The sequence below is a fragment of the Pseudomonas sp. R151218B TE3479 genome (assembly GCF_053629195.1).
The window spans coordinates 4070350-4095676 of sequence record NZ_JBRJHV010000001.1 but is presented as its reverse complement, the minus strand read 5'-3'; the positions used below and the strand labels follow the sequence as shown (position 1 = coordinate 4095676).

Below are 25327 nucleotides of genomic sequence, written 5' to 3'. Positions count from 1 at the left end.
TAGCGCCCGCCGCGCGGTTGTCTCAGCGCTTGTAGGTCTGCAGGCCCGGCTTGATGCTCTTGTCGTCCAGGAATTGCTTCATCCCTTGCTCGCGGCCACCCTCGGTATCGAGCAGGCGCGACTGATCGAGCTTGGCGTACAGGTAATCTTCGTTCTGCTCCCAGGTCAGTTCGCGGCAGCGCTTGAAACCATGCTTGGCCGCCCGCAGTACCACCGGGTTCTTTTCCAACAGGTTGCGGGCCAGTTCCACGGTGACTTCACGCAACTGCGCCAAGGGCACGCTCTCATTGACCAGGCCCATTTCGGCGGCTTTCTGCCCACCGAAGGTCTTGCCGGTCATGATGTAGTACAGCGATTGGCGATGGCCCACGGTGTCAGCCATGGCCTTGCTGACGAGGTTGCCCGGCGGGATGCCCCAGTTGATTTCCGAGAGACCGAAAGTCGCTTCGTCGGCGCAGATCGCCAGGTCGCACGCCACCAGCGGGCTGAAACCGCCACCGAAACACCAGCCATTGACCATGGCGATAGTTGGTTTGGCGTACATGCGCAGTAATTTCCACTGCCATTGCGACGCTTCGCGACGGATTTTTTCCTGGAGGATTTCCGGCCCGGCATCCACTTCGCGGAAGTATTCCTTGAGGTCCATGCCAGCGGTCCAGGCATCACCGGCCCCGGTCAGCACCAATACTCCTGCGGCCGGATCCTGCTCCAAGGTCTCGAGCACGTCGATCATCTCGCGGTTGAGGGTCGGGCTCATGGCGTTGCGTTTTTCCGGGCGATTGAGGGTGACCCAGGCGATGCCCTCCTCGATATCGACCTTGACCGTTTTCCAGCGACCTTCGTAATTGCTCATGATGCGTGCACTCGTGTTCTTGGCTGAAGATGATCAAAAACTAAACCGGAAATTTAGTTATGTCAATTAACTATTAATCGGTTTATCTGTATTTTTCAGAGGCTGAATCGAAAGTTAAAAAATTCGAATATGCACAAGCCCGTAGCCAGAGCGTCGCAACCCCGGCAAACTGGATAGCCTTGTTAACCACTTACCTTGAGGACACTCACTTCGATGGCCAAGTCTTCCAAGCTTGCCGAACCCGCCGAGCCCCTGGTCGCCGGTACCGACGCACAGGTGCCGCTGGACTCCGCGTTGGACGACCTGATCGGTTACGCCCTGCGCCGCGCCCAGTTGAAACTGTTCCAGAACCTGATTGGCCGGCTCGCCGTCCACGATCTGCGGCCGGCCCAGTTCTCGGCCCTGGCAATCATCGACCAGAATCCCGGCCTGATGCAGGCCGATTTGGCCAAGGCCCTGGCAATCGAACCGCCGCAAGTGGTGCCGCTGCTCAATAAGCTGGAAAGCCGAGCCCTGGCGGTGCGCGTGCGCTGCAAGCCGGACAAGCGCTCCTACGGGATCTTCCTGAGCAAGACCGGCGAAACCTTGCTCAAGGAACTCAAGCAAATCGCCGCCCAGAGCGACCTTGACTCCACCGCTGCCCTCTCGGGGACTGAGCGCGAGGAGTTGCTGCGGTTGTTGAAGAAGGTTTACCAGTAGCGAGCCTGGCGCGGGTCCCTGCGGCACCGCCATGTGGGAGCAAGCTCCCACATGCGCTAGCCAACCGACTCGAAACTCACCAGATCGGCACGCTGTACGTCACCAGAAACCGAGTCTGGTTCTCGTCACGAAACGCCGCCGTACCTGGGAAGTTGTTGCGATAGATCGATTTGCGCGCCAGCAACCCGACGTTCTTCAGTGGGCCGCCCTGGATCACGTAACCCAACTCCATCTGGAACTCACGCTCCTTGCGATCCTCGGCATTGAGGGCGGCCAATTCGATGTGATCACCACGCACATAACGCAGTCGAGTCCTCAGGCCCGGCACGCCTACGGCGGCGAAATCGTAGTCATGGATCGCCTGCCAGGTGCGTTCCTTGGCATTGAGGAAGTCCGAGCTCATGGTCATTTCACTCAAGCCCATCAACTCGGTGCCGGACACATAAGGCGTGGCCGTATCGCCACTGGCGTGCATGTAGCCCAAGCTCACGCGATGCCCGCCCAGGCGATAGCCGACCAGCGCCGAGACATTGCGGTTATCCACCTTTCCGGCCTTGGCCGCGCCGTCTTCGTCACTGAAAAAACTGCGCAGGTCGGTGGTCAGGACGCCATCGCCCACGGGCAGGTTATGCAACAACGCCAGGGTGTTCTGCTGGTACAGATCCGCCACTTCGGCGTGGTAGGCCCGCAGGCTGAGGTCTTTATTGACCTGGTAGTCACCGCCCACATACGCCATATGGGAAGAGGTCGCCGCGCCGTTGAATCGCCGGTTGGGCGAGGCGATGCTCATCGGCTGGTAATCGGTGGAATCGCGGCGGGCGATGCGATCGATATAACCGGTGTTCAACGTCAAACCGTCGAAATCCTTGGAACTGAGCGTCGTCCCGCGAAAGGTCTGCGGCAGCAGCCGCGACGGGCTGGCAAAGGCAAACGGCAGGAAGATCGATACATCGCCGGTCTTCACCGTGGTTTGAGCGAAACGCAGCTTGCCGGTCACGCCCAGGCGCGAATACTCATCCGCCGCGCGCTTGTCGCTGGCGGACACCGGTAACAGTTCAGTGCCGCTGCGATCCGGCGACGAATCAAGCTTGATGCCCAGCAGTCCCCTGACATCCAGGCCGAACCCGACCGTGCCTGGGGTGAACCCCGACTCCATGTTCATGAACACACCCTGAGCCCATTCCCGCGCTGCAGTCTTGGCGCCGTCGTCCTTGTAGTCGCGGTCCATATAGTAGTTGCGCAGGGTCAGCGTACCGTGGCTGTCGTCGATAAAGCCTTCCGCCCACGATACGGGAGAACCGAGGCTCAGCCCGAGACAGGCCAGCAGAGGGACGAGGGATGAAACAGGGCGCGCGGTCAGCGTGTCCCGAGCAAGGTTTGGCATGTTCGGTGTCCATTTATTGTTGTTGTTTTGATCGGCCCAACCTTGGCGAGGGGGGCCGTGCGGACAAAGAATGGAAACGGCATGGGTGCTTCGTCAATCATCAATGTCCGATAATCGAACATTAATATAATTAACTAATTTACCAATTCACCCGTGAATTCTTGCCAAGCCTCTGATTTTCATACTGAACTGGCCGCTTATTGACGGCCTTCTGGCGGCCTTCATTTTTTAGTTAGCTTTGTTAATCTTAAACCCACCCGCCGGTTTTCCTCCGAGCGGTGTCCCCCTCACAAAAACAATAAGAGGATTTGCCATGGACCGTCCGGCGCGTCGTGCGACGCTGACCATTGCCTTATGTTTCATCGTCGCGTTGATCGAGGGCTTCGACCTGCAGTCAGCCGGTACTGCCGCCGCAGGCCTACGGCAGACGTTTGCCCTTGACCCGAAAATGATGGGCTGGGTGTTCAGCGCCGGAATCATCGGGTTGCTGCCAGGCGCCTTCTTCGGTGGTTGGATCGCTGATCGCATCGGGCGCAAGAAAATCCTCATCGCCGCTGTCTTGCTCTTCGGCGTGTTTTCCCTCAGCACCGCTTATGTCGAGCACTTCTCCAGCCTGTTGCTGGTGCGTTTCATGACCGGCCTGGGCCTGGGCGCCGCCCTGCCCAACCTCATTGCCCTGTGTGCCGAAGCCGTGGGTGAGCAGCGCAGAGGCACGGCCATTAGCGTGATGTATGCGGGGGTGCCGTTGGGCGGTGCATTGGCCGCCGTGGTCGCGATGCTGTTTGGCGAACACTGGCAGATGACATTTTTCATCGGTGGGTTGGCGCCGTTGCTGGTGGTGCCGCTGATGCTCCTGTGGCTTCCCGAATCCAGCGCCTTTCGCCAGGCCCAGGATGGCGGCCAACGGCGCGGCTCTACGGTCCAGGCACTGTTCGGTGAAGGTCGCGGCCGTACCACCTTGGCCCTGTGGCTGAGCTACTTCTTCACCCTGACGGTGATGTACATGTTGCTCAACTGGCTGCCGTCATTGTTGCTGGAACAGGGTTTCAGCAAACCCCAGGCTGGCCTGGTGCAGATGCTGTTCAACATCGGTGGCGCCCTTGGCTCGTTGCTGGGCGGCCTGTTGCTGGACCGTTGCAATGGCATCAAGGTGGTGCTGTTCGTCTATGCCGGCCTGCTGAGCGCCCTGGCCGGGGTCGGGTTGTCCGTTGGTATCGTGCCCATGGCCCTTGCCGGGTTCGCCGCCGGGTTGTTTGTCATGGCCGCGCAGCTGGTTCTCTATGCCTTGGCACCGCCCTCCTACCCTACGGCCGTGCGTGCGACGGGGGTTGGTGCCGCGGTGGCCATCGGGCGTCTGGGGTCGGTGGCCGGACCTCTGGCCGCCGGGCAGATCCTGGCGGCCGGGGGTGGGACCACGGCTGTATTGCTGGCGACTTCCCCTGGGTTGGTGGTTGCGACGTTGGCTGTTCTCAGTGTGATTCGCCATTCGGCGGGACCGCGGTTGAGGGCTTCGACCCCGGTTGTGGAGAACTCCTGAGTGGCTGCGCATATCCGTCATCAGGTGACGGATATGCGCCCCCATCCTAGAGCATCTCAGCCCCTCACCCATCCCGCCTGCCGACTCGACTCAGGCTTTTTTACGAAGACCTTCTGCGGCAGCAGCCACCACGCCAAGGCGGGCAACAAGATCAAGGCCCCAAGCATGTTCACCAGGAACATAAAGGCCAGCAGAATCCCCATGTCAGCCTGGAACTTGATCGGCGAAAAAGCCCAGGTCGACACCGCCACAGCCAATGTCATGCCCGTCAGCAACACCACTTTGCCGGTGAACAGCAGCGCCTGGTAATACGCCTGGGCCAGGGTGTCGCCGGCACGCATCCGCGCCAGGATCACGCTCAACACATAGAGCGCATAATCGACCCCGATGCCCACGCCCAGCGCAATGACCGGCAATGTCGCGACTTTCACCCCCATGCCCAACCCCACCATCAGCGCCTCGCACAGGATCGAAGTGAGCATCAGCGGCAGCATCGCGCACAGGGTCGCGCGCCAGCTGCGGAAGGTCAGCAAACACAGCAGGCTGACCGCACCGTAGACCCAGAACAGCATCTCGCGCATGGACTTCTTCACCACGATATTGGTTGCAGCTTCGATCCCCGCGCTGCCGGCCGCCAGCATGAATTTGACCTCCGGCATCTGATGCCCGGCAATGAATTGCTCGCTGGCCTCCACCACCCGGTTCAAGGTGTCAGCCTTGTGATCGGCCAGGTAGACGTACAGCGACAGCATCGAACAGCCCTGATTGAACAACTCTCGCGGAGCACGGGTCTGCACGGCACCCAGTGCGCCGTCATTGGGGATCAGTTCATACCATTTGAAGTTGCCTTCGTTGTAACCGGCCGTGGCGATCTTGCTCAGCGCCGCCATTGAGGTGGTCGACTCCACGCCGGGCAATTGCTCCAGTTGCCAAGCCAGCGCATCGACCGCAGACAGACTGGCGTAACGGGTGCATTGATCCTCCGGAGTCTTGATCATGACCACGAAGATATCCGAGCTGGCCGCGTAGTTCTGGGTCATGAACAATGCGTCGCGGTTGTAGCGCGAGTCGGCACGCAACTCTGGAGCGCCGGGGTCCAGATCGCCGATTTTCAGATGCAGGCTCACGGCAAAACCAAATGCGGCCAACAGCAAACCCGCCAACATGGCGCCAATGGCCCAGCGCCGTTGGGTGAACAGGTCAAGCATGCGCCACAGTGGATGTTTGATCTGTGCCTGTTGCTCGGTGGTTTCCGCACTCAGGCTGCGTTGCGCCGCCGCCGGGCTGACGCCGATATAGCTGAGCAGGATCGGCAGCAGAATCAGGTTAGTGAAGATCAGCACCGCCACCCCGAGGCTGGCGGTGATCGCCAGGTCCTGGATCACTCGAATGTCGATCAGCAGCAACACCGCGAAGCCCACCGCGTCACAGAGCAAAGCGGTGATGCCGGCGGCGAACAGTCGGCGGAAAGTGTAGCGCGCGGCGACCACCCGGTGGGTGCCACGGCCAATGTCCTGCATGATGCCGTTCATCTTCTGCGCGCCATGGCTCATGCCAATGGCGAACACCAGAAACGGCACCAGTGCCGAGTAGGGATCCAGCTCATACCCGAGCAGGGCCAGCAGCCCCAGTTGCCACAGCACAGCCGCCAGTGAACAGGTCACCACCACCAGGGTGCTGCGCGCGCAACGGGTGTAGCCAAACAGCACCAGTACCGTCACCAGTACCGCCACCACGAAGAACAGCAGGACTTGGGTCATCCCCTCGATCAGGTCGCCGACGATCTTGGTAAAGCCGGTGATGTGAATCCGCAGGTCATCGGTCTGGTACTTGTCCCGCAACGCCTCCAGTTGCCGGGAAAACTCGCCATAGTCCAGCGCCTTGCCCGTCTGCGGATTGATTTCCAGCAACGGCACGAAGATCACGCTGGACTTGAAGTTGCCAGCGACCAATTGACCGACCTCCCCGGAGCGGGCCACATTGGTCCGCACCTGTTCGATGCTGGTGGTCGAGCCATCGTAGTCGTCGGGAATCACCGTGCCGCCGTCGAGCCCTTCTTCGGTCACGGCGGTCCAGCGTGTGGTCGGCGTCCATAGCGATTTCATGTAAGGTCGATCGACCCCCGGCAGCAGGTAGAGCTCGTCGTTGAGCTTGGCCAGGGTGTCGAGGTAATCCTTGGTGAAAATGCTCCCCTGCTTGACCTCCACGGCGATGCGCAGCGAGTTGCCCAGGCCGCTCAACTCACTGCGGTTCTCGAGGAAATTGGCGACGTAGGGATGCTCGGTGGGAATGGTCTTCTCATAACTGGCATTGATGCCGATGCGCGTGGCTTGCCAACCAAGCACCAAGGTCACCAGCAGGCATAGCAGGATCACCAGCGGTCGATGGTTGAAGATCGCCCGCTCGGCGAAGTTGCCCGACGCCCGGTCGAAGTCTTCCTGGCGGCCGATCACGGTTTGGATTCTGTCGTCTTTCAAGTTTGACTCCTGTTGCACGAGCCGTGGCCCGATAGCGCTACACCGTGAAGTTTCAAGGTTTACCGGAGGCCCGCGGGTCCTGATCCGCGGCCACGCCGGTCAAACCGACGCTGGCCAGGCTGCCGTCGACCGCCTGTTGCACGGCAGCGACCGTCCCGCCGCTGCGGCTCTGACGCTTGTCAAAGCTGCGACCCTGGTCATGACTGAAGAGAAGCTCACCACTCTGGCTGGCCAACAACAGGCCGCCGTCGCGCAGTTCAAGGGCGCTCGCCAGTGTTGATTCGATACCTGTGTCGAGGCGTCGCCAACTGCCGCCACGGTCATCGGACCACCAGGCGTTTCCGCGCAAGCCATAGACAATCAAGGCCCCATCGCGAGTGCCGAGCAGGCCGAAAAAGCTGCCCTCATAAGGTGACTTCAAGGCCTGGAATGACTGTCCGGCATCGGTCGAACGCAACAGCAGACCGCGCTCCCCCACCAGCAGCAGATCCTTGCCCAAGGCGCGGATGCCATACAGGTTCAAGCCCTGGGGGTTGTCCACATGCCGCATCCACGGTTGCCAGCTTCGCCCACCGTCATCGGTACGGTAGATCTGGTTGTAGGCACCCACGACGTAACCGTGCAGGCGGTCACTGAAGTACAGGTCGAGAAACGGTTTATCCGGTCCGTCATCGAGCATGTGCCGTGCCTGTGCCAACTGGCCCGCACCGTCGGGTTGATTGGCGTCGCGCTCGGCGACTTGCACCGCCAGGGTGATGGCGCGCTCACCGTCGAGTTGTTTTTGCCAGGTTTCCCCGCCGTCCTGGGTGTGCAGCACCACCCCCAGATGACCGACCGCCCAGCCCTGCTCCGCATCGACGAATTGCACCGCCGTCAGGCTGACGCTGACCGGTACCTTGGCCTGGCGCCAACTCACGCCAGCATCATCCGAGAGCAGCACGATCCCGCGCTCGCCCACCGCCACCAGGCGCTCGCCCGCCCGGGCCAGCCCGAGCAATACCGCGCGCGGGGCCTTGGTCGTCGGCAGTGCCGGTTGCTGCAGCACCGCCAATGTCGTGGCCTGTGCGACCCAGGGCACACTCGCCAACAGGCACCCCATCAGGGCGCAAACACCCCATAGCGGACCGCGGCGCGCAAAGATTTTTTCAACGTTCATATGATTATTCCGCCTGGAAAATCGTAAGCGACCGCGACGAACCTCCTCTTCGCCACGGCCGCCACAGGTTCAACGCATGTTTTCGTTGGCCATGGCATCCGGCGTGAAGTAGGACGCCGAAGGTTTCGCGACCTTCTGGTACTGAACCGCTAGGTCGTTGCTCGATGAGTTGAGGAAGTAGGCCCCGGTGTCGAGGTTGTAGCTGCCCCACATGACCTGTGCGGTAAGGGCCGGCAGGTCCGGTGCCAGCAGCGTCAACGAATACATCTGCCGGCCGAGCTTGCCCTGGGCGTCATAACCGTCGGCCATCAGGATTTGCCAGGAGTCTTCGTCGACGTAGTAGGTCCGACGCGGCACGACATGGCGCTTGCCGGACTTGAGCGTGGCCTCGACCACCCAGACCCGATGCTTCTCCCAACGCACCAGATCAGGGTTGAGGAAGTTCGCCTTGACCAGGTCGTCGCTCTTGGCCAGCGCGGCGCGGTTATTGTTGTAGCCCACGATCAGCTCTTTCTTGCCCACCAGCTTGAGGTCATAGCGATCGGTCGGCCCGAACAGCATGAACGCCTCGTCGAACAGGCCGACGCCGGAGGTCACGAAGTCCGGCGTGTCATAGGCAATGTTCGGCGCCCGACGAACCCGGCGCTGGCCGACCAGATACTGCCAGGCCGCTCGATTGGCCGGGTCCAGGTCCCAGTGGGTCATCAGGCCTTCGCCGGCCTTGGACGACGGCAACTCAGTGAACAGCTTGCCCAGCAGATACTTGCCCGAATAGTTTTCCAGGCTGCCGCCTTCGACATAGTAGGGAAACTGATAGGTGTATTGGGCCCGGGTCGCCTGGACTTTCTTGCCACCGGCGGTCATCAGCCAGGTATCGAAAGGCGAGCTGATGGTGTCGCCGCCCTGCCACGACAACCGATAATTCCACAGCACTTGCGCACCGTTTTCCGGGATCGGGAACGGGATGCCGCCGTAGGCGTTGGAGACCTTCTCACTGTCCACGTCCAGCGTGGCGCGGGTGGCATTCTTGCTGGTGTTGTCATACACCCATTGCGGCGCGGCGGCCGAACGATGGGTCGGGTACACGTCAAGGCGATAGTCCGGGTACTTCTTGAGCAGCAGCTTGGTGCCTTCGGCCAATTCGCTGGCGTACTGCTCCATATTCGCGGCTTTGATCGAATACAGCGGTTTCTCACTGGCGAATGGATCGGGGCGCTTGTCTCCCGGTTTGTAGCCGGGCGCGACCTGGGTATAACCGCCCTGCCAAGCCGGGATGCTGCCATCGGCATTGGCAGCACGCTCGCCACCCAGGGGGGTCAGATCGGTTTTCAAACGTGCGGCCTGTTCAGGCGACACCGCCGCTTGCGCCAGCCCCATGCCGGCGAGGGCCAGGGTCAGGACGCACGTGCTCAGGAATGCTGTGTTCTGCATGGCGAATCCACCTTATTAGAATGAGGTTTTCACGTAGAGCGAGACGAAGTCGCGGTCGGCCAACGACTGCCCATAACTGAAATTGCCGTCTTCGCGCAGCCCGGCTTTCGGTGCGCCGAAGAAGTTCACGTAGTTGAGGCCGACATCCCAGCGTTGCAGATAGGTGGCTTTGAGCCCGACACTCCAGTCACCGGAATGGGTGTTGCCAAAGCCGGATTTGTTGACCGCCGATGAACGCCCATCGAGCACCACCCCCATGCCGATCGGCACGGTCAGGTCGATTCCGTCGACAATCTGGAAATACGCCGGCTCGATCAATACCCGCAGTGCCGTGGCATCGCGGGTGGTGTTGGAATCCAGCGCGGCAGCGTTCTTGGTCACGCTCAGGGTGCGGTTCCAGGCCAGTTCGGCCAGGGCCGAGCCGCCGTCCCAGAACGCGGTGGGCGATAACAGGTAGATCGCCGACAGGTTGGCGTGAGCGGTCTTGCCCCTGGCGAACAACTCATTGTCACCACCATCGGCCTCCATGCCGGGGGTCACCACTTGCAGGTTGCTCACCAGCGGTGCGTTCCAGCGTACCGACGTTTCACCGGCAAAGTTGAACGGACCGTAGGCGGTGGAGAAACTGACGCCAGCGGTCTTGATGTCTTCGGCGTAGACCTGCCGATAGGAACCCAGGATGGGCAATCCGGTGGCCGCTGCCGCCGGACCGTCCAGGTATGCGTACAACCCGATCGGTGCCTTATCGTGATACTGGGCCGCGTAGAAACCCAGCTCCAACTCGGTGCCGCTCGGCTTGAAGCGGATCTGCATGCCGCCCTGCCCCGAATTGCGCGGCTTCAGATCGCCGCCATTGACCGTGTCGTTGCCGAACACTTCGCGTAACGGACCACTGCCGTAACCGATGGCATCGACATCGCTCAGGTAGCTGCCAGCGCCGGGCAGATTGGAGCGTTCCCACTCAAACTGGTAGTAAGCGCCCACCGACAACTGCGGGTTGATCTGCAACTGCCCAGAGATTTGATTGACCGGACGCAGGATCTCCTTGAACTGTGTCCCCGGCACGCTGAGTAACTTGACGACGTCGGTCGGGCCCTGGGCATTGGCAATGCCGTTGCCGCCGTAGAACAGGCTTTCCCCATAGATCAGGCTGTGTCGACCCAGACGCGCCACGCCCTGGGAGTCCTCACCGAGGTCACCGCGCAAGAACACGAAGGCATCGAGAATTTCCGCGTCACGACCGTGGAGCTTGCGGGTTTCGCTGAGGAAATGCGGTTGCTCGCTGCTGTCGGTGTCCTGGTTGTAGATATCGTCGTACCAGGCTGCGCCGCTCACGCGCAGCCCGTAGTTTTGCCGGCTGAGGTCCATTTCGGAAAACAGATCCAGGCGGTTGGAGACCAAGCCGCTGCTGAAGTTCTTATCGCCCTGGCTCTGGATCGAGGGATACAGACCGTTGGCGGTTGGTGCGTTGACCAAGCGGCTGTCCTGCCCTTGCAGGCGCCAGGCCTGGCTGTACTTGATGGTGTTGTCCCAGCGCAGTTTCCAATCGGAGTCACCCAGGTCCATTTGCATGGCCTCGACCCGATCGACCATCACACCGGTGCTGCACAACGCCAGGAACAAGGCGCAGTGCTTGAAACGAAAGCTATCTTTGAAGTTATCCATGGACGCTTCTCATTATTGTTATTTTTGGGCATGGCTTTGGCAGCCAACACGCTCAGGTCGCGGGTGCGCATTTCAGATGTAGGTGGAGGCCAATCCACCATCGACCGGCAGGTTGACGCCGTTGATCCAGCGCGACTCGTCGGCACACAGGAAAGCGATCACCGCCGCCACCTCATCGGCATATGCGGGACGTTTCATGCGATGGGCATCGGCCTGGGTCCGGGCCTCGCCGAGCATGCTCACGAAGTCGTCGAGGATGGGCGTGAAAACCGGGCCTGGCGCGACACTGTTCATGCGCACCGAATGCTCAAGGAACCAGGGTTGGGCCTGCAGGTAGTTCCAGACGATCAGGGCTTCCTTGAAGTACTGGTAGCAGGTCTGGTCCGGCACTGGGTGGTCGGCCAGCCAGGCTTGCGCGGCGGCAAAATCTTCGATGCGCGCCAGCGCCTTGTGCTGTTCCAGGCGTAACGGCCACTCGGCACCGAGGATCGAGGCAATATTGACGATGCTGCCACCCGCGCTGATGCGCGGCAGCAGCGCACGGCTCAAGTGCCGCAGCCCTAGGTAGTTGACCCGCGCCAGCAGTCGCGGGTTGGCAGTGCCCGGCACGCCGGCAATGTTGCACAGGCTGTCGAGCCGTGCAGGCAGCTGTGGCAGCAACCGTTCGATGTTCTCGGCGCTGCTCAAGTCGCCCTGCACAAAACCGTCCAGGGTCAGGTGCGGCGCCTTGAGGTCCACGCCAATCACCTGGGCGCCGTGAGCACGCAGCAGGCTCGCCGTGGCAGCACCGATACCCGACGAGACACCGGTCACCAGCACAATCTTGTTGTCGAGTTTCATGTTGAGTCCTCTTATTATTTTTGTGTACTCGCAGGGCCCTCGCTCATCGGGCCCGGTAAAGACCGGCCTGTCAGAACGGGTAGATCGGCGCGGTATCCTTGACCGTCACCCACTGCCATTGGGTGTATTCGTCCCAATCCGCCGGGCCACCGACGCTGCCGCCATTGCCCGAGGCGCCGCGCCCGCCGAACGGGTTGACGCACTCATCGGCGACGGTCTGGTCATTGATGTGCAACATGCCGCACTGCAACCGCTCACCGATGGCCATGGCCCGGCCCACGGACGGTGAAATGATCGCCGCCGCCAAACCGTACTCGGTGCGATTGGCCAACTCGATGGCTTCGTCATCGGTGGCGAAGCTGACCACCGTTGCCACTGGCCCGAAGACCTCCTCGTCGAAGGCGCGCATGCCCGGCTTCACACCGCTGAGCACCGTGGCCTGGTAGAACAGCCGATCGTGATCGCCGCCGGCCTCCAGTCGAGCCCCGGCGAGCAAGGTGTCGCTGACGATGTCGTGCACCCGTTGCAACTGCCGTTGATTGATCAGTGGCCCCATGGCGGCTTCTCCCCGGGCGGCGTTGCCGAGGGTCATGGCCTGGGCCTTTTCCACCAGTTTGCGGGTCAGCTCGGCGGCGATGGATTCATGGGCGAGGATCAGCCCGGTGGCCATGCAGATCTGCCCTTGGTGCAACCAGGCACCCCAGGCCGCGTTCCGGGCCGCGAGGTCGAGATCGGCGTCTTCGAGAATGATCAGTGGGTTCTTGCCGCCCAACTCCAGGGCGACCTTCTTCAGGTTGCGCCCGGCCACTTCAGCGACCTTGCGACCGGCACCGGTGGACCCGGTAAAGGCGATCATCCGCACATTAGGGTCGCGGCACAGCGCCTCCCCGGCATCCGCCGCGCCAGGCAACACTTGCAACAAGCCCTTGGGCAGGCCTGCCACTTCGAACAGCCGGGCGATGAGGAAACCGCCACTCACCGGGGTCTGCGGATCCGGCTTGAGCACCACCGCGTTGCCCGCCGCCAGGGCCGGCGCGACGGAGCGCATGGACAGTACCAGGGGAAAGTTGAAGGGCGAAATCACCCCGACCACGCCATGGGGCTGGCGCCGCGCATAGGACAGGCGCCCTGCCTCGCTGGGCAGGACCACCCCATGGGCCTGGGACAGCAGGCCGGCGGCCTGATGCAGCAGCACAATGGCTTCGCGCACTTCATGCTGGCCCTTGAACAGCGCGGCACCGGTCTCCCGGGCCACGTACAGCGCCAGTTCGTCGAAGGACTGCTCAGCCACGTCGGCGGCCTTGCGGAAAATCGCCGCCCGTTGCCGCGGGCCCAGCGCCGCCCACGCCGGCTGCGCCAGGGCGGCGTCGCGACTGGCCTTGGCAATGTCGGCGGTGTCGGCCATGGCACAGCGCATGAGCCGTTCACCGGTGGCCGGTTCGATGATCGATTGCAGCGGGCCCGAGGCAGGTACCCAGTCACCGTTGAAGACACATTCCGATTCGATCACCTGGGACAGCAGGTGGCTTTTGGGTGCAGACATTTAACACTCCGGCTCTTTGTTGTTGTCATTGTTTGCCGCACCTGGAAGGTATCGACGCAAACGCCGTGCAAGTGCTTGAGCAAGCGCTGTGCCGATTTTGCCCGCGGGCCTTGATAAACCTGGTGCAAGGCTCTGGATCAAGGTTCTTCGCCAGGCATGACACACAGGGCACCTCCGCAGACCTGGCCGTTGGCCAGCGGCCGCTTGTTCATTTGATAAAGTTATGCTTAATAACTATCTCGCTAGGTGATCATTTCGATCACCCCGTCATCAGGGGCATAACAATGAATAATCCCCACTGCCAGTTGCCGGATCACCGGATCGCCACCGAACATTTCCATCCACGGGGTGATAGCAACGAGTTGAGCGACAGCAGTTCGCCCACGCCGGCAGAACTCACCGCATGCCTGTTTTTCTCCCCCGACGATGGCCGCATCTGGCTCAACGACCAGCGCATGCTGCTGTTGCACAGTTCCTCCTTCGGTGCGTTGCGCCGGGAAATCATCGAGCGCCAGGGGTTGGAGCAGGCTCGAGGCATGCTCACCCGCACCGGTTATTCCTCCGGCGCCCGCGACGCCCGGCTGATTCGCGAACGCTGGCCCCACGCCGACGCCGCGGCGGTGTTTCGCGCCGGCACGCATCTGCATACACTCGAAGGCATGACCAAGGTCGAGCCGCTGCATTTCAAGTTCGACGCCGATTCGGGGTTCTATGAGGGGGAGTTTCTCTGGCATCACTCCTGCGAGGCCGACGAACATGTCGCCGCCTATGGCACCGGGCAGGATCCGGTGTGCTGGACCGAACTGGGCTACGCCATCGGTTTCGTCAGCGGGCTGTTCGGGCAACTGGTGGTCTTTCGCGAAGTGGAATGCCGGGGCATGGGCCACGAACGCTGCCGAGTGGTCGGCAAGACCGCTGAGCAATGGGGTGACATCGAGCAGGACCTGAATTACCTCAACGCCTCACCGCCGACCGTCGTCGCCCGCGCCGACACGCCATCCGACAGCGTGGCCGGAACCGTCCCGTTGCCGGACAGCGAACAGCCACTGATCGGTGCCAGCGCCGCCTTCAACGCCGCGACCCAGGCTTTGCAACGGGTGGCCTTGACCCCTGCCACCGTGCTGGTCAGCGGCGAATCCGGCGTGGGCAAGGAGATGTTCGCCCGCCAATTGCACCAACTGAGTCGCCGACGTGAGGGGCCGTTCATCGCCCTCAATTGCGCGGCCATCCCCGACAACCTGATCGAGGCTGAACTGTTCGGCGTCGAGCGCGGAGCCTACACCGGCGCCACTCATTCACGCCCCGGTCGTTTCGAGCGCGCCCACGGCGGCACGCTATTCCTGGATGAAATCACCTGCCTGAGCCTGGCCGGGCAAAGCAAGTTGCTGCGTGCCTTGCAGGAGCGGGAAGTCGAACGGGTCGGCGGTGGCCACGGCATCAAGGTCGACGTACGGGTCGTGGCGGCCACCAACATCGACCTGCGCAAGGCCGTGGCGGACGGCGCATTCCGTGAAGACCTGTTCTACCGGCTCAACGTCTACCCCATCGCCCTGCCACCCTTGCGCGAGCGCCGCGATGACATACCGTTGCTGATCAACGCCTTTCTCACGCGCTTTTGCCAGGAATACGGCCGCACGCCGATGGGCCTGACCATGCGCGCCTTGAAGGTGCTGTTGCGCTATGACTTTCCGGGCAACGTGCGGGAATTGCAGAACCTCATCGAACGGGGCCTGATCGCCAGCGAAGAAGGCCAGGCCATTGACCTGGTCCACCTGTTTCGCAATGAGCAATTGCCGGTGGACGCCTACTCGGTGGACCATCTCGGCGGCCTCTCGCCGATGGGCCTGGCCGCCCACGATGCCGGGGAAAAACCGGCGCTGCTCCAGTCCCTCAGCCAACTGGACGCGGACTTCTCCATTGACGGCCTGGAATCACGCCTGATCAACGAAGCCCTGCAACTGAGCAACGGCAACTTTGCGGCGGCCGCACGTTCGTTGGGGCTGAGCCGGGCGCAGTTCGCGTATCGATTGAAGAAGCATCAAAAAGGTGCCCCAGGCTAAACACCGAACCGGGGAGATGCTGCAAAGGTAGGTCTGGGGCCGCTTCGCGACCCAGCGGGAGCAAGCTCCCTCGCCACGGGTCTATCGCCGGCCTTAAGTGAACAACATTACCTGTGGGAGCGAGCTTGCTCGCGATGGCGGTGGGCCAGTTGGCATTGATATTGGAAGTATTGACGTCATCGCGAGCAAGCTCGGCTCCCACAATGAATCCGGGTGTTCCTTGCACCCGCGTCCACCGTTAATCCCCCTGTGGGAGCGAGCTTGCTCGCGATGGCGGTGGGTCGGCTGCATTGAAGTTGAATGTGCCGTCGTCATCGCGAGCAAGCGCGGCTCCCACAGGGGTTACCGGGTGGCGGCTCCGTCAAACAGGGCAAAAGCGCCCCGTCGATACTCGCTGGGGGTCTGGTTCATCTCGATGCGGAAATGCCGGTTGAAGTTGGACAGGTTGTTATAGCCCACTTCAAAACAGATGTCGGTCACCGGCATCTCACTCTGCAACAGCAAGCGGCAGGCGCGCTGGACCCGCAGCTTGCGCATCAAGTCGATGAAACCGTGCCCGGTGATGCGCTTGAAGAACCGCGAGAAGCCCGGCTCGCTCATGTCCAATTGGCGGGCGATCACCGACAGGCGCAGGTCGCCGGTGAGTTCGGCTTGCAGATACTCGAAGGCTTTATGGATACGCTCGGAACTGCGCGCATCCAGGGTCGGCGCATAGCAAGGGCTCGCCAGGCTCAGGGCCTCGTCGCCGGGAGCTTGATTGAGGGTGTGGAGCAGTTCCAGGAACCGCGTCAATCGCGCCAGCCCCTGGGCCGGGCCGATGGCTTCCAGCAGGTGCGCGGCCTGCTGCGCCGTATTGCCACTGAAGGCCAGGCCACGGCGGGCGCGTTCGAACAGCCCCTGCAGGTCCCCCAGTTCAGGCAAGGTGCGACGCAAGGCCAGCAACGTGGCGCCGTCGAATTGCAACACCACATCGCGCCCGGCCAAGTGCTCTTCCGGTGCCAGGTCGCCCATCCAATCGTGGGGCAAGTCCGGACCGATCATTGCCACATGGCCCGGGCCAAACGGGCCAATGTAATCGCCCGCCAACAGTTTGCCGCTGCCCTGGCGGATCAGGTGGATTTCGAATTCAGGGTGATGGTTCCAGCGCGCCAGCGGGTACGGGTAGTCGTGCTCGTACCAGCGAAAACTGTGTTCGGGCTCGGGCAGGATGACTTCCAGTTCGGCCGGTCGCTGCTCGAACAGGGGCGTTCTGTGATCAGGCATGTCGCGCCTCTTTATCGTTATAGCGGGCACCTTACGCCGAGTGCGCAGCGCTTCGCCAGCCTCGGCCCGCCCGCCCACCGATACTTTTTTAACCCGGACTGGAGACACCGGCACAGGTTAAAAAAGTACCACTTCACCATCCTTCGCGGGTTTGTCGGTTTCCCACGGCACTGCTGTAATCGGCCTGTCATCGCCATTTGGTGAGTGCGACGCTGATTAGCCTCTGATGCCATTGCAGCAAGGACCAAGCCCCATGAAACGACTGGAAGGAAAAAGTGCCCTGGTGACCGGCGCCGCCCGGGGTATCGGCAGGGCGTTTGCCCAGGCCTACATCGATGAAGGCGCCACGGTGGCGATTGCCGATATCGACCTTGAGCGCGCCCAGGCCACCGCCGCCGAATTGGGCGACAGCGCCTACGCGGTCAAAATGAACGTGACCGATCAAGCTTCCATCGACCAGGCCATCGCGGCCGTGGTGGCCCGGGCGGGCAAGCTGGATATCCTGATCAACAACGCCGCGCTGTTCGACCTGGCGCCCATCGTGGACATCACCCGCCAAAGCTACGAGCGGCTTTTTTCCATCAACGTCGCCGGCACGCTGTTCACGCTGCAGGCGGCTGCGCGGCAGATGATCCGCCAGGGCCACGGCGGGCGGATCATCAACATGGCCAGCCAGGCCGGCCGGCGTGGCGAGGCCCTGGTGGCGGTCTATTGCGCCACCAAGGCGGCGGTGATCAGCCTGACCCAGTCCGCCGGGCTGGATCTGATCAAGCATCGGATCAACGTCAACGCCATCGCCCCCGGCGTAGTGGACGGTGAGCATTGGGATGGCGTGGACGCGTTGTTCGCCCGCCACGAAAACCTGCCGCAGGGAGAAAAGAAGCGCCAAGTCGGGCAGCAGGTGCCCTATGGCCGGATGGGCACTGCGCAGGACCTCACCGGAATGGCGATTTTCCTGGCCTCGGCGGAGAGCGAATACGTGGTGGCGCAGACGTACAACGTCGATGGCGGTAACTGGATGAGCTAATAATCCGGGTTTTTATGGCCTTGAAACGACGGAAATGGACCTATTCGCTTGAAAATTGATCCCACTACTTGAGGATTGTCCCGAACGGTACCCAACGGTGCCGTTCCAAGGGATTTCAAGAGAGCGTGAATACCGTTGCCCCAGCGGGGCAAAAATTGCGCATCATAGGCGCCGTCCGCTCAAGGGAGATTTACATGCGTGCCATTTCATCCGTCATGGGTCTTGTCGTGCTGTCGCTGGGCCTGGTCTTCGCTACCAGCGCCACGGCCACCGAAGAGACGCAACTGGTCGAGTCCATCAACCTTTATCGCAGCCAATCCCAAAGCTGTGCCGGCCAGGCCTCGTTGGAGTTGCCGCCGCTGGCCATGGACTCCCGGCTGATCCTGTCGGCCAGTGGCATCGGCGACCTGCAACAGGCGCTGGCGCGGGCGGCCTATCCCATGGTCAACGTACAAGCCATCAGCCTGTCCGGGCCGCGCGATGCGCAATCGGCCATGAAAGCAGTGCAGGAAAGCTTCTGCCAGGTGGTGCTCGACCCGCAGTTCGTCGACATCGGCGTCAGCCGCCTGGATCGCGAATGGCGCATCGTGCTGGCGCGCCCGTTGTTGTCGGCGCGCCTGGGTGATTGGCAAGCCGAAGGCCAGAAACTGCTGAAGCTGATCAACAGCGCCCGCGCCCAACCACGTCGCTGCGGCACCGAAGCCTTCGCCGCCACCACGCCGCTGGCCTGGAACGCCACCTTGGCCCTGGCAGCCGTCACTCATACCCGGGCCATGGCCAACAACAATTTCTTCGACCACAAGGACCGCGACAACCGCACGCCAGGCGACCGCGCCGAACTGGCGGGCTATCTGGGCCAATTGATCGGCGAGAACATCGCCGCCGGACAAGACACCGCGCTCAAGGTCGTGGACGGCTGGCTGGCCAGTCCGGGACACTGCGCCAACCTGATGAACCCGCAGTTCCGCGAATTGGGCGCCGGGTATGCGACCGATCCGAAAAGCGATGCGGGGATTTATTGGACGGCGATGTTTGGCACCCAGTAGTACCGGCACCGGCGCCATCGCGAGCAAGCTCGCTCCCACAGGGCTCACTGCCTCAATAGGGGAACGAGCCTGCTCGCGATTCAATGCCCCCCGAAGATCAACGACCGATGCACGCCTGAGCCCGCCCTCACCCCGTCTCCCACCGACAGCGCCACCGAACCGAAGGGCATGGCCGCGTCGCCACAGGCGAACACCCCTGGCACGCTGGTTTCCCGGGTCATGTCGCTCTGGATGAAGGCCCCCATCGGCCCGTCCTCGAACTTACAACCCAGGGATTCAGCCAACGGACTGGCGACGCGGGTGCGAGGCAGGACAAACAGGCCATCGATGCTCACCACTCGACCATCGGCCAGCACCACGTCGGCCCGGTCGCCTTCGATGCGCTCCACGTGCTCGGGCACCACCGTGACCCCGCGTCGTTCCAGGCTGGCGCGCTGCTCAGGGTCGGGCTCGAACACGCCGCGGGTGAAGAACGTGGTCGGGCCCCAGTCCGGAAGCATCAGCGCATGGTGCAAGGACATTTCCGAGGTCGCCAGCACGCCGATCGGCCCTTGCTCCAGCTCGTAGCCATGGCAATACGGACAATGAAACACGCTTTTGCCCCAGCGCTGCGCCAGCCCTTCCACGTCGGGCAGCTCATCGATCACACCGGTGGCCAACAGCAGCCGGCGGGCATCGAAGCGCTGCCCGTCGCTCGTTGCCAGGGTAAAGCCGTCCGCCATCCGGCTGGCGCTGATCGCGGTGTCCGATACCCATTCCACGGTCGGATAGGCCATCAGTTGGCGGCGCGCATCCTCGGCGATGTCCCCGGGAGCCCGCCCATCCTGGCCGAGAAAACCATGGGAGCTGGCAGCGAAGCGATTGCGACGCTGGCCGGCATCGATCACCAATACCTTGCGCCGGGCACGCGCCAGTTGCAGGGCTGCGGACATACCGGCGTAGCTGCCGCCTACGATGATGACGTCATGGCGCATGATCATTCTCCAAGAAAGGTTTCGACGGGTGCGGCAAAGTCACGACACATCGTAAGTTCCTTGAAAAGCGCCTGTCAACGATCTCGTAACTTTTGCAATTACAGGTGATACTCACACCCGCCTCCGCCACGGAATACCGCAACGACCATGAGAACCGACACCCGCCTGTCCCGCATGCTGCATGTGCTGATCCACATGGACCGCCACCAGCAATCCGCCACCTCCGATACCATTGCGCAGATGCTCGGCACCAACCCGGTGGTGGTGCGTCGGACCATGGCCTTGCTCAAGGAAAAAGGCTATGTCACGTCGGAAAAAGGCCATCGCGGCGGCTGGACCTTGAGCAAGCCGCTGTCGGAGATGACGTTGCTCGATATCCACCAGGCCTTGGGCAGCACGTCGATCTTCGCCATCGGCCTGTCCACCGATCATCCGCAATGCCTGGTGGAGCAAGCGGTGAATGCGGCGTTGACGGATGCGTTCGATGAGGCCCAGGCGTTGCTGCTCGAGCGTTTGGGCGGGGTGACCCTGGCGCAGTTGGCGGAGGATTTTGATGTGCGGTTTCGACAGGTTTGCGCAGAGGACGGGGCTAACCTTTCGCAGATGGGGCATTGATATTGGTGGGTGTACCGTTATCGCGAGCAAGCTCGCTCCCACAGGGTTAACCGAGCCCCAAAAAAAACGCCGCTCAAAATGAGCGGCGTTTTTTTGCCTCACCAGACAGTGTCCGGCTTACAGCGCCATGTCAGCCGCTGGGTTGGCTTCACGGGCCTCAGCCGGCTTGGCCGGTGCCGCAGGAGCACCTGGCTTGCCGATGGCTGGTGGCGGGTCCAGTTGCAGGACCTCGCTGGTGTAGGCCCATTCCTGGGCTACGCGCTCAGGGCTATCGTTGAGCTTGGTGCCGTAGCTCGGCACGATCTGACGCAGTTTTTCCTGCCAGGCCGGGCTGGCGACCTTGTCCTTGAAGACCTTCTCAAGCACAGTCAGCATGATCGGTGCAGCGGTCGAGGCGCCAGGCGAAGCACCCAGCAGGCCGGCGATGCTGCCGTCCTGGGAGGCAACCACTTCGGTGCCGAGTTTCAGGACGCCGCCCTTCTCTTCGTCACGCTTGATGATCTGCACGCGCTGGCCGGCCTGCCACAGGCGCCAGTCTTCCTGCTTGGCTTCCGGGAAGTATTCTTTCAGGGCGTTGAAACGATCTTCATCCGACAGCATCAGCTGGCCGGCCAGGTATTCGACCAGTGGATACTGTTCGATACCGACCTTGGTCATCGGCCACATGTTGTGGGTGGTGGTGCTGGTCAGCAGGTCGAAGTACGAGCCGTTCTTCAGGAACTTGGTGGAGAACGTTGCGAACGGGCCAAACAGGATCACGCGCTTGCCATCGAGCACACGGGTGTCCAGGTGTGGAACCGACATCGGCGGTGCGCCCACCGAAGCCTTGCCATACGCCTTCGCCAAGTGCAGCTGGGCAACGGTCGGGTTTTCGGTGACCAGGAACGAACCACCCACCGGGAAACCTGCGTATTCACGGGCTTCCGGGATGTCGGACTTCTGCAGCAGGTGCAACGCACCGCCACCGGCGCCGATGAACACGAACTTGGCGTCGGTCTCGGTTTCGGTACCGTCTTTCAGGTTCTTGTACGAAACGCGCCAGGTGCCGTCTTCGTTGCGGGTGATCTCTTCCACTTCGCTGGACAGCTTAAGGGAGAAGTTCGGCTTGGTTTGCAGGTAAGCCGCGAATTGACGGGTGATTTCGCCGAAGTTCACGTCAGTACCCAGGGGACTCCAGGTGGCCGCGACTTTCTGGCTCGGATCACGCCCTTGCATCATCAGCGGAACCCACTTGCTGATCTGCTCGCGATCTTCGGAATACTGCATGCCGGCGAACAGCGGGCTGGCCTGGAGGGCTTCGTAGCGCTTCTTCAGGAACGCGATGTTCTCGTCGCCCCACAAAAAGCTCATGTGTGGCGTGGAGTTGATGAACGAGCGCGGGTTCTTCAGCACACCGTTCTTGACCTGCCAGGACCAGAACTGACGGGAGATCTGGAAGGCCTCGTTGATTTCGATGGCCTTGGAGATATCGACCTTGCCGTTCTTGTCTTCCGGCGTGTAGTTCAGCTCGGCCAGCGCGGAGTGGCCGGTACCGGCGTTGTTCCAGCCGTTGGAGCTCTCTTCGGCAACACCGTCCAGGCGCTCGACCATTTCCATGGTCCAGCCCGGCTCCAGCTCGTTGAGCCAGACGCCGAGTGTCGAGCTCATAATGCCCCCACCAATGAGCAAGACATCCACTTTTTTTGCCTCGGCGGCGTGCGTGGTCGCAAGACCCATCGCCATCGCCAGGCCCAGTAGCGCCGTGTGTGTTTTCTTCAACATGTGTGTATCCCTAGGATGGAACGCCATTCCGCCCTCCGGTTCTATTCAAGGATAAACCACGCCCATGGCCAGCGACGCCAGCACGGTGGTTATCGAGAAAAACCGGAGGATGGACCTACAGGGCCGAGCAATACGTCGGCCTCACATTTATGTCTCTCCGGCGCTGACTTCTTGTAGGTCTTGGCTTCAGCTGGGTGAGGGACACTGCAAAACGGTCGTCATCGGGCCTGGCTTGGCCGTGCCCGATTGTCGCAGCGGGGGGAGTTTACATAATGAAATAACTAGACCGAAGCCCCTTTTTTACATTCCTGACAAAAACACTGGGTAAACAAGGGCATTTTGATGGCTCCGCCTGACGTTTAACCGGCAACGGAGCCACAGCCACCTGGCTGTTCAGAGATATTTCAGGAGGCCGATGGAGATCGCTCCCCAAGCATCTGACTCAACACCGCCCGCAACTTGCCAGGCTTGACCGGTTTGTTGAGTAGCGGTGCATCCAGCTTGCGCAAGGCGCGGCGGCACTGGTCGCTGCGGTCGGCGGTGATGATCACTGCCGGAATCGTCTGGTGGAAATGCTCGCGCAGGTGCTTGACCACTTCGCAACCCACGACCCCATGATCCAGGTGGAAATCCGCCAGGATCAGCTCCGGCGCCCGGCCTTGCAGCACATCAAGGGCGCCCGCCTCGTCAGTGGCGGTCAACACGTCGCAGCCCCATTGCCCCAACAGCGCGGCCATGCTTTGCAGGATGCTCAGCTCATTGTCGATCACCAACAAGCGCCGCCCCGGCAGCGGGTTGCCGGCGACCGCCTGTACCGGGGCCAGCGCCACGGGCAGTGGTTTTTCACTGGACAGCGGCACCTCGATACTGAATACCGAGCCCCGTCCCGGCCGCGAACGCACCTGCACCCGGTAGCCGAGGATATGGGCGATGCGTTCGACGATCGCCAATCCCAGGCCCACGCCTTTGCGATCCGCCGCCCGGCCGACGTCCAGTTGGTTGAATTCGAGGAAAATCGATTCCAGGCAATCGGCGGCGATCCCCCGCCCCGTGTCCCAGACTTCCAGGCTCAAGCGCCCTCCCCGGCGCCGGGCCGCCAGGAGAATGCCGCCCCGGTCGGTGTAGCGGCAGGCGTTGCTCAGCAGGTTGCGCAGGATACGGCTGATCAATCGCAGGTCGGTCAGTACCGCTTCGTCGCCAAACCGCACTCGCAGCTCCAACCCGGCGGCACCGGCCACCGATTGAAACTCCGACACCAGCGGCCCCAGCAACTCATCCAGCCGATATGGCGCCAGGTCGGGTTTGACGGCGGCCTGATCCAGCCTGGAAATGTCCAGCAGGTCGGTGAGCAGGTCTTCGGCGCCTTCGAGCGCCTGGTGAGTGCGTTCGACCAGCACGTGCTCGGCGGCAGGCAGTTCGCGTTCACGCAACGTAGAGATCAGCAAGCGAGCCGCGTTGAGTGGCTGCAACAGGTCATGGCTGGCGGCGGCCAGGTATTTGTCCTTGCTGCGGTTGGCGGCCTGGGCGACGTCCCGGGCATCGCGCAATTGCTGCTCTACCCGTTCGCGCTGGGCAATCTGCTGCTGCAGGTTGTGGTTGGCCTCCAACAGCGCATCGGTGCGCTCGGCCACCCGCTGCTCCAGTTGGTCGTTGAGCTGTTGCAGGTGTTGCCGGGCCTGTTCCAACTCATCGAGGCGCGCCGTCAGTTCCGGATAATGACTCTTGCGCGTCGAGTGATTGCCCAGCCCCAACAGTCCCTCCAAGGCTTTTTGCAGCTCGTCAGAGGGCTTCGCCATAGACGACCTCGACATCCCGCTGGCTCGACTCCCGAGGATTGGTGAGGATGCACGGGTCGTGCATCGCATGTTGCGACAGGAACGGGATGTCCGAGCTGCTCACGCCGTGCAGGCCCAAGGTCTCGTGGAAACCGATGGTGTGCTTGAGGGCAATCAGGTGTTCCACCAGCCGGGTGCGGATCTCCCGGTGATTGAGCCCCCGGCAATCGATGCCCAGGGTCTCGGCAATCACCTTGAAACGCTCCGGTGCCGAGTTGTAGTTGAACGCCACCACGTGCTCCACCAGTACCGCGTTGCACAGGCCATGGGGCAAATCGAGGAACCCGCCCAGGCTGTGGGACATCGCGTGCACGGCCCCGAGGATCGCGTTGGAGAACGCGAGCCCGGCCTGCATGCTGCCCAGCATGATTTTTTCCCGCAGGGCGATGTCCGCCGGATTGGCGATCATCTGCACCAGGTTGCCATTGATCAGGCGCATGGCTTCCAGGGCATGGGGGTCGGTCAACGGGCCGTGACCGGTGGACACGAACGCCTCGATGGCATGCACCAGCGCATCGATGCCGGTACAGGCGGACAGGAACGGGTCCATGCTCAGGGTGGTTTCCGGGTCGATCAGCGACACGTCCGGTACCGCCGCCTTGCTGACGATGGAGAATTTCATGCGTTCTTGCTGGTTGGAGATGATCACGAATTGCGACACGTCAGCCGACGTCCCCGCCGTGGTGGGTATCAGGATCAGCGGCGGGCTGGGCACGTTCAGGGTGTCGACGCCTTCGAACTCGAGGATATTGCGGCCGTGGGCAACGACAATGCCGATGCCTTTGCCGCAATCCATCGGGCTGCCACCGCCCACCGCGACGATGACATCGCAATGGTTTTCCCGGTACAGGTCGGCCCCGAGCATCACTTCCTCGACCCGTGGATTGGGCGAGACCGCGCTGTAGATGCAGTAATCGATACCTTGGGCCTGGAGACTGGCTTCGACGTCGGCCACCCAACCGGCGGCGATGACCCCGGGATCGGTGACGATCAGCACTTTGCGTGCCCCGAAGGTCTTGGCGTAGTTGCCGACATTGTGCCGACAACCGGCACCGAACATGATTTCAGGAGAAACGAACTTGCGCAGCGGGCTGAGGCTCATCTTTTCAGTTACGTGGCTCATCGGTAAGCCTGTTGTTATTGTCAGGGGATACCTTGAGC

Annotated in this window: 19 protein-coding genes; 6 read left to right on the top strand and 13 right to left on the bottom strand. The window is 62.0% G+C overall.

What is annotated here, in order from left to right:
* Positions 1 to 22: 22 nt before the first annotated feature.
* Complete coding sequence (locus tag AB7M32_RS17635; protein ID WP_003202420.1) at positions 23 to 853, bottom strand: p-hydroxycinnamoyl CoA hydratase/lyase; 831 nt, start codon at positions 851 to 853, stop codon at positions 23 to 25.
* Between the two features lie 213 nt (positions 854 to 1066).
* Between AB7M32_RS17635 and AB7M32_RS17630 the strand changes: the two genes are divergently transcribed.
* Positions 1067 to 1552 carry a MarR family winged helix-turn-helix transcriptional regulator gene (locus AB7M32_RS17630; protein WP_092164833.1) on the top strand — a complete coding sequence of 162 codons (486 nt, stop codon included), beginning with the start codon at positions 1067 to 1069 and terminating at the stop codon, positions 1550 to 1552.
* A 76-nt stretch (positions 1553 to 1628) separates the two neighbouring features.
* Here the strand turns inward: AB7M32_RS17630 and AB7M32_RS17625 are convergent, their stop codons facing one another.
* The gene (locus tag AB7M32_RS17625) at positions 1629 to 2936 is read right to left on the bottom strand and encodes an OprD family porin (RefSeq protein ID WP_454250748.1); all 1308 of its coding nucleotides are present in this window, start codon (positions 2934 to 2936) and stop codon (positions 1629 to 1631) included.
* Positions 2937 to 3249: 313 nt separating this feature from the next.
* Here AB7M32_RS17625 and mhpT point away from each other — a divergent pair, with 313 nt between their 5' ends.
* Positions 3250 to 4473 (top strand): 3-(3-hydroxy-phenyl)propionate transporter MhpT, encoded by a 1224-nt coding sequence (mhpT, locus tag AB7M32_RS17620; protein WP_454250747.1) that lies wholly within the window; start codon positions 3250 to 3252, stop codon positions 4471 to 4473.
* Positions 4474 to 4529: 56 nt separating this feature from the next.
* Here the strand turns inward: mhpT and AB7M32_RS17615 are convergent, their stop codons facing one another.
* From AB7M32_RS17615 to AB7M32_RS17590, 6 genes are all read right to left on the bottom strand, one after another.
* Positions 4530 to 6950 carry an efflux RND transporter permease subunit gene (locus AB7M32_RS17615; RefSeq protein WP_454250746.1) on the bottom strand — a complete coding sequence of 807 codons (2421 nt, stop codon included), beginning with the start codon at positions 6948 to 6950 and terminating at the stop codon, positions 4530 to 4532.
* Positions 6951 to 7002: 52 nt separating this feature from the next.
* A complete protein-coding gene (locus AB7M32_RS17610; RefSeq protein WP_454250745.1) occupies positions 7003 to 8106 on the bottom strand; it encodes a WD40/YVTN/BNR-like repeat-containing protein in 1104 nt (367 codons plus the stop codon).
* A 69-nt stretch (positions 8107 to 8175) separates the two neighbouring features.
* A complete protein-coding gene (locus tag AB7M32_RS17605) occupies positions 8176 to 9537 on the bottom strand; it encodes a DUF1329 domain-containing protein (protein WP_454250744.1) in 1362 nt (453 codons plus the stop codon).
* Between the two features lie 15 nt (positions 9538 to 9552).
* The gene (locus AB7M32_RS17600) at positions 9553 to 11202 is read right to left on the bottom strand and encodes a DUF1302 domain-containing protein (RefSeq protein ID WP_454250743.1); all 1650 of its coding nucleotides are present in this window, start codon (positions 11200 to 11202) and stop codon (positions 9553 to 9555) included.
* Between the two features lie 72 nt (positions 11203 to 11274).
* Positions 11275 to 12042, bottom strand: a complete 768-nt coding sequence (locus AB7M32_RS17595; protein WP_454250742.1) for a coniferyl-alcohol dehydrogenase — start codon at positions 12040 to 12042, stop codon at positions 11275 to 11277.
* A 70-nt stretch (positions 12043 to 12112) separates the two neighbouring features.
* Positions 12113 to 13585, bottom strand: coding sequence for a benzaldehyde dehydrogenase (locus tag AB7M32_RS17590; protein WP_454250741.1), 1473 nt, complete (start codon positions 13583 to 13585; stop codon positions 12113 to 12115).
* 284 nt (positions 13586 to 13869) lie between these two features.
* Here AB7M32_RS17590 and AB7M32_RS17585 point away from each other — a divergent pair, with 284 nt between their 5' ends.
* The gene (locus AB7M32_RS17585) at positions 13870 to 15645 is read left to right on the top strand and encodes a sigma 54-interacting transcriptional regulator (RefSeq protein WP_454250740.1); all 1776 of its coding nucleotides are present in this window, start codon (positions 13870 to 13872) and stop codon (positions 15643 to 15645) included.
* A gap of 342 nt (positions 15646 to 15987) precedes the next feature.
* On the opposite strand, the gene AB7M32_RS17580 is transcribed toward AB7M32_RS17585, so the two are convergent.
* A complete protein-coding gene (locus AB7M32_RS17580; protein ID WP_454250739.1) occupies positions 15988 to 16908 on the bottom strand; it encodes a helix-turn-helix domain-containing protein in 921 nt (306 codons plus the stop codon).
* Between the two features lie 253 nt (positions 16909 to 17161).
* Between AB7M32_RS17580 and AB7M32_RS17575 the strand changes: the two genes are divergently transcribed.
* Both AB7M32_RS17575 and AB7M32_RS17570 read left to right on the top strand, forming a co-directional pair.
* Complete coding sequence (locus AB7M32_RS17575; protein WP_454250738.1) at positions 17162 to 17935, top strand: L-iditol 2-dehydrogenase; 774 nt, start codon at positions 17162 to 17164, stop codon at positions 17933 to 17935.
* Between the two features lie 194 nt (positions 17936 to 18129).
* Positions 18130 to 18981: a CAP domain-containing protein gene (locus tag AB7M32_RS17570; protein ID WP_072405435.1), complete on the top strand. Its 852-nt coding sequence runs from the start codon at positions 18130 to 18132 to the stop codon at positions 18979 to 18981.
* An 80-nt stretch (positions 18982 to 19061) separates the two neighbouring features.
* Here the strand turns inward: AB7M32_RS17570 and AB7M32_RS17565 are convergent, their stop codons facing one another.
* On the bottom strand, positions 19062 to 19955 hold the full coding sequence (locus AB7M32_RS17565; RefSeq protein ID WP_454250737.1) for an NAD(P)/FAD-dependent oxidoreductase: 894 nt from the start codon (positions 19953 to 19955) through the stop codon (positions 19062 to 19064).
* A 147-nt stretch (positions 19956 to 20102) separates the two neighbouring features.
* Between AB7M32_RS17565 and AB7M32_RS17560 the strand changes: the two genes are divergently transcribed.
* A complete protein-coding gene (locus AB7M32_RS17560) occupies positions 20103 to 20570 on the top strand; it encodes an Rrf2 family transcriptional regulator (RefSeq protein ID WP_454250736.1) in 468 nt (155 codons plus the stop codon).
* 117 nt (positions 20571 to 20687) lie between these two features.
* Here the strand turns inward: AB7M32_RS17560 and mqo are convergent, their stop codons facing one another.
* From mqo to ercA, 3 genes are all read right to left on the bottom strand, one after another.
* The gene (mqo, locus tag AB7M32_RS17555; RefSeq protein ID WP_454250735.1) at positions 20688 to 22331 is read right to left on the bottom strand and encodes a malate dehydrogenase (quinone); all 1644 of its coding nucleotides are present in this window, start codon (positions 22329 to 22331) and stop codon (positions 20688 to 20690) included.
* A 404-nt stretch (positions 22332 to 22735) separates the two neighbouring features.
* Positions 22736 to 24127 carry a NahK/ErcS family hybrid sensor histidine kinase/response regulator gene (locus AB7M32_RS17550; protein ID WP_454250734.1) on the bottom strand — a complete coding sequence of 464 codons (1392 nt, stop codon included), beginning with the start codon at positions 24125 to 24127 and terminating at the stop codon, positions 22736 to 22738.
* On the bottom strand, positions 24111 to 25268 hold the full coding sequence (gene ercA, locus AB7M32_RS17545) for an alcohol dehydrogenase-like regulatory protein ErcA (RefSeq protein ID WP_454252155.1): 1158 nt from the start codon (positions 25266 to 25268) through the stop codon (positions 24111 to 24113). The genes AB7M32_RS17550 and ercA overlap by 17 nt, the downstream gene beginning before the upstream one ends.
* Positions 25269 to 25327: the final 59 nt, after the last annotated feature.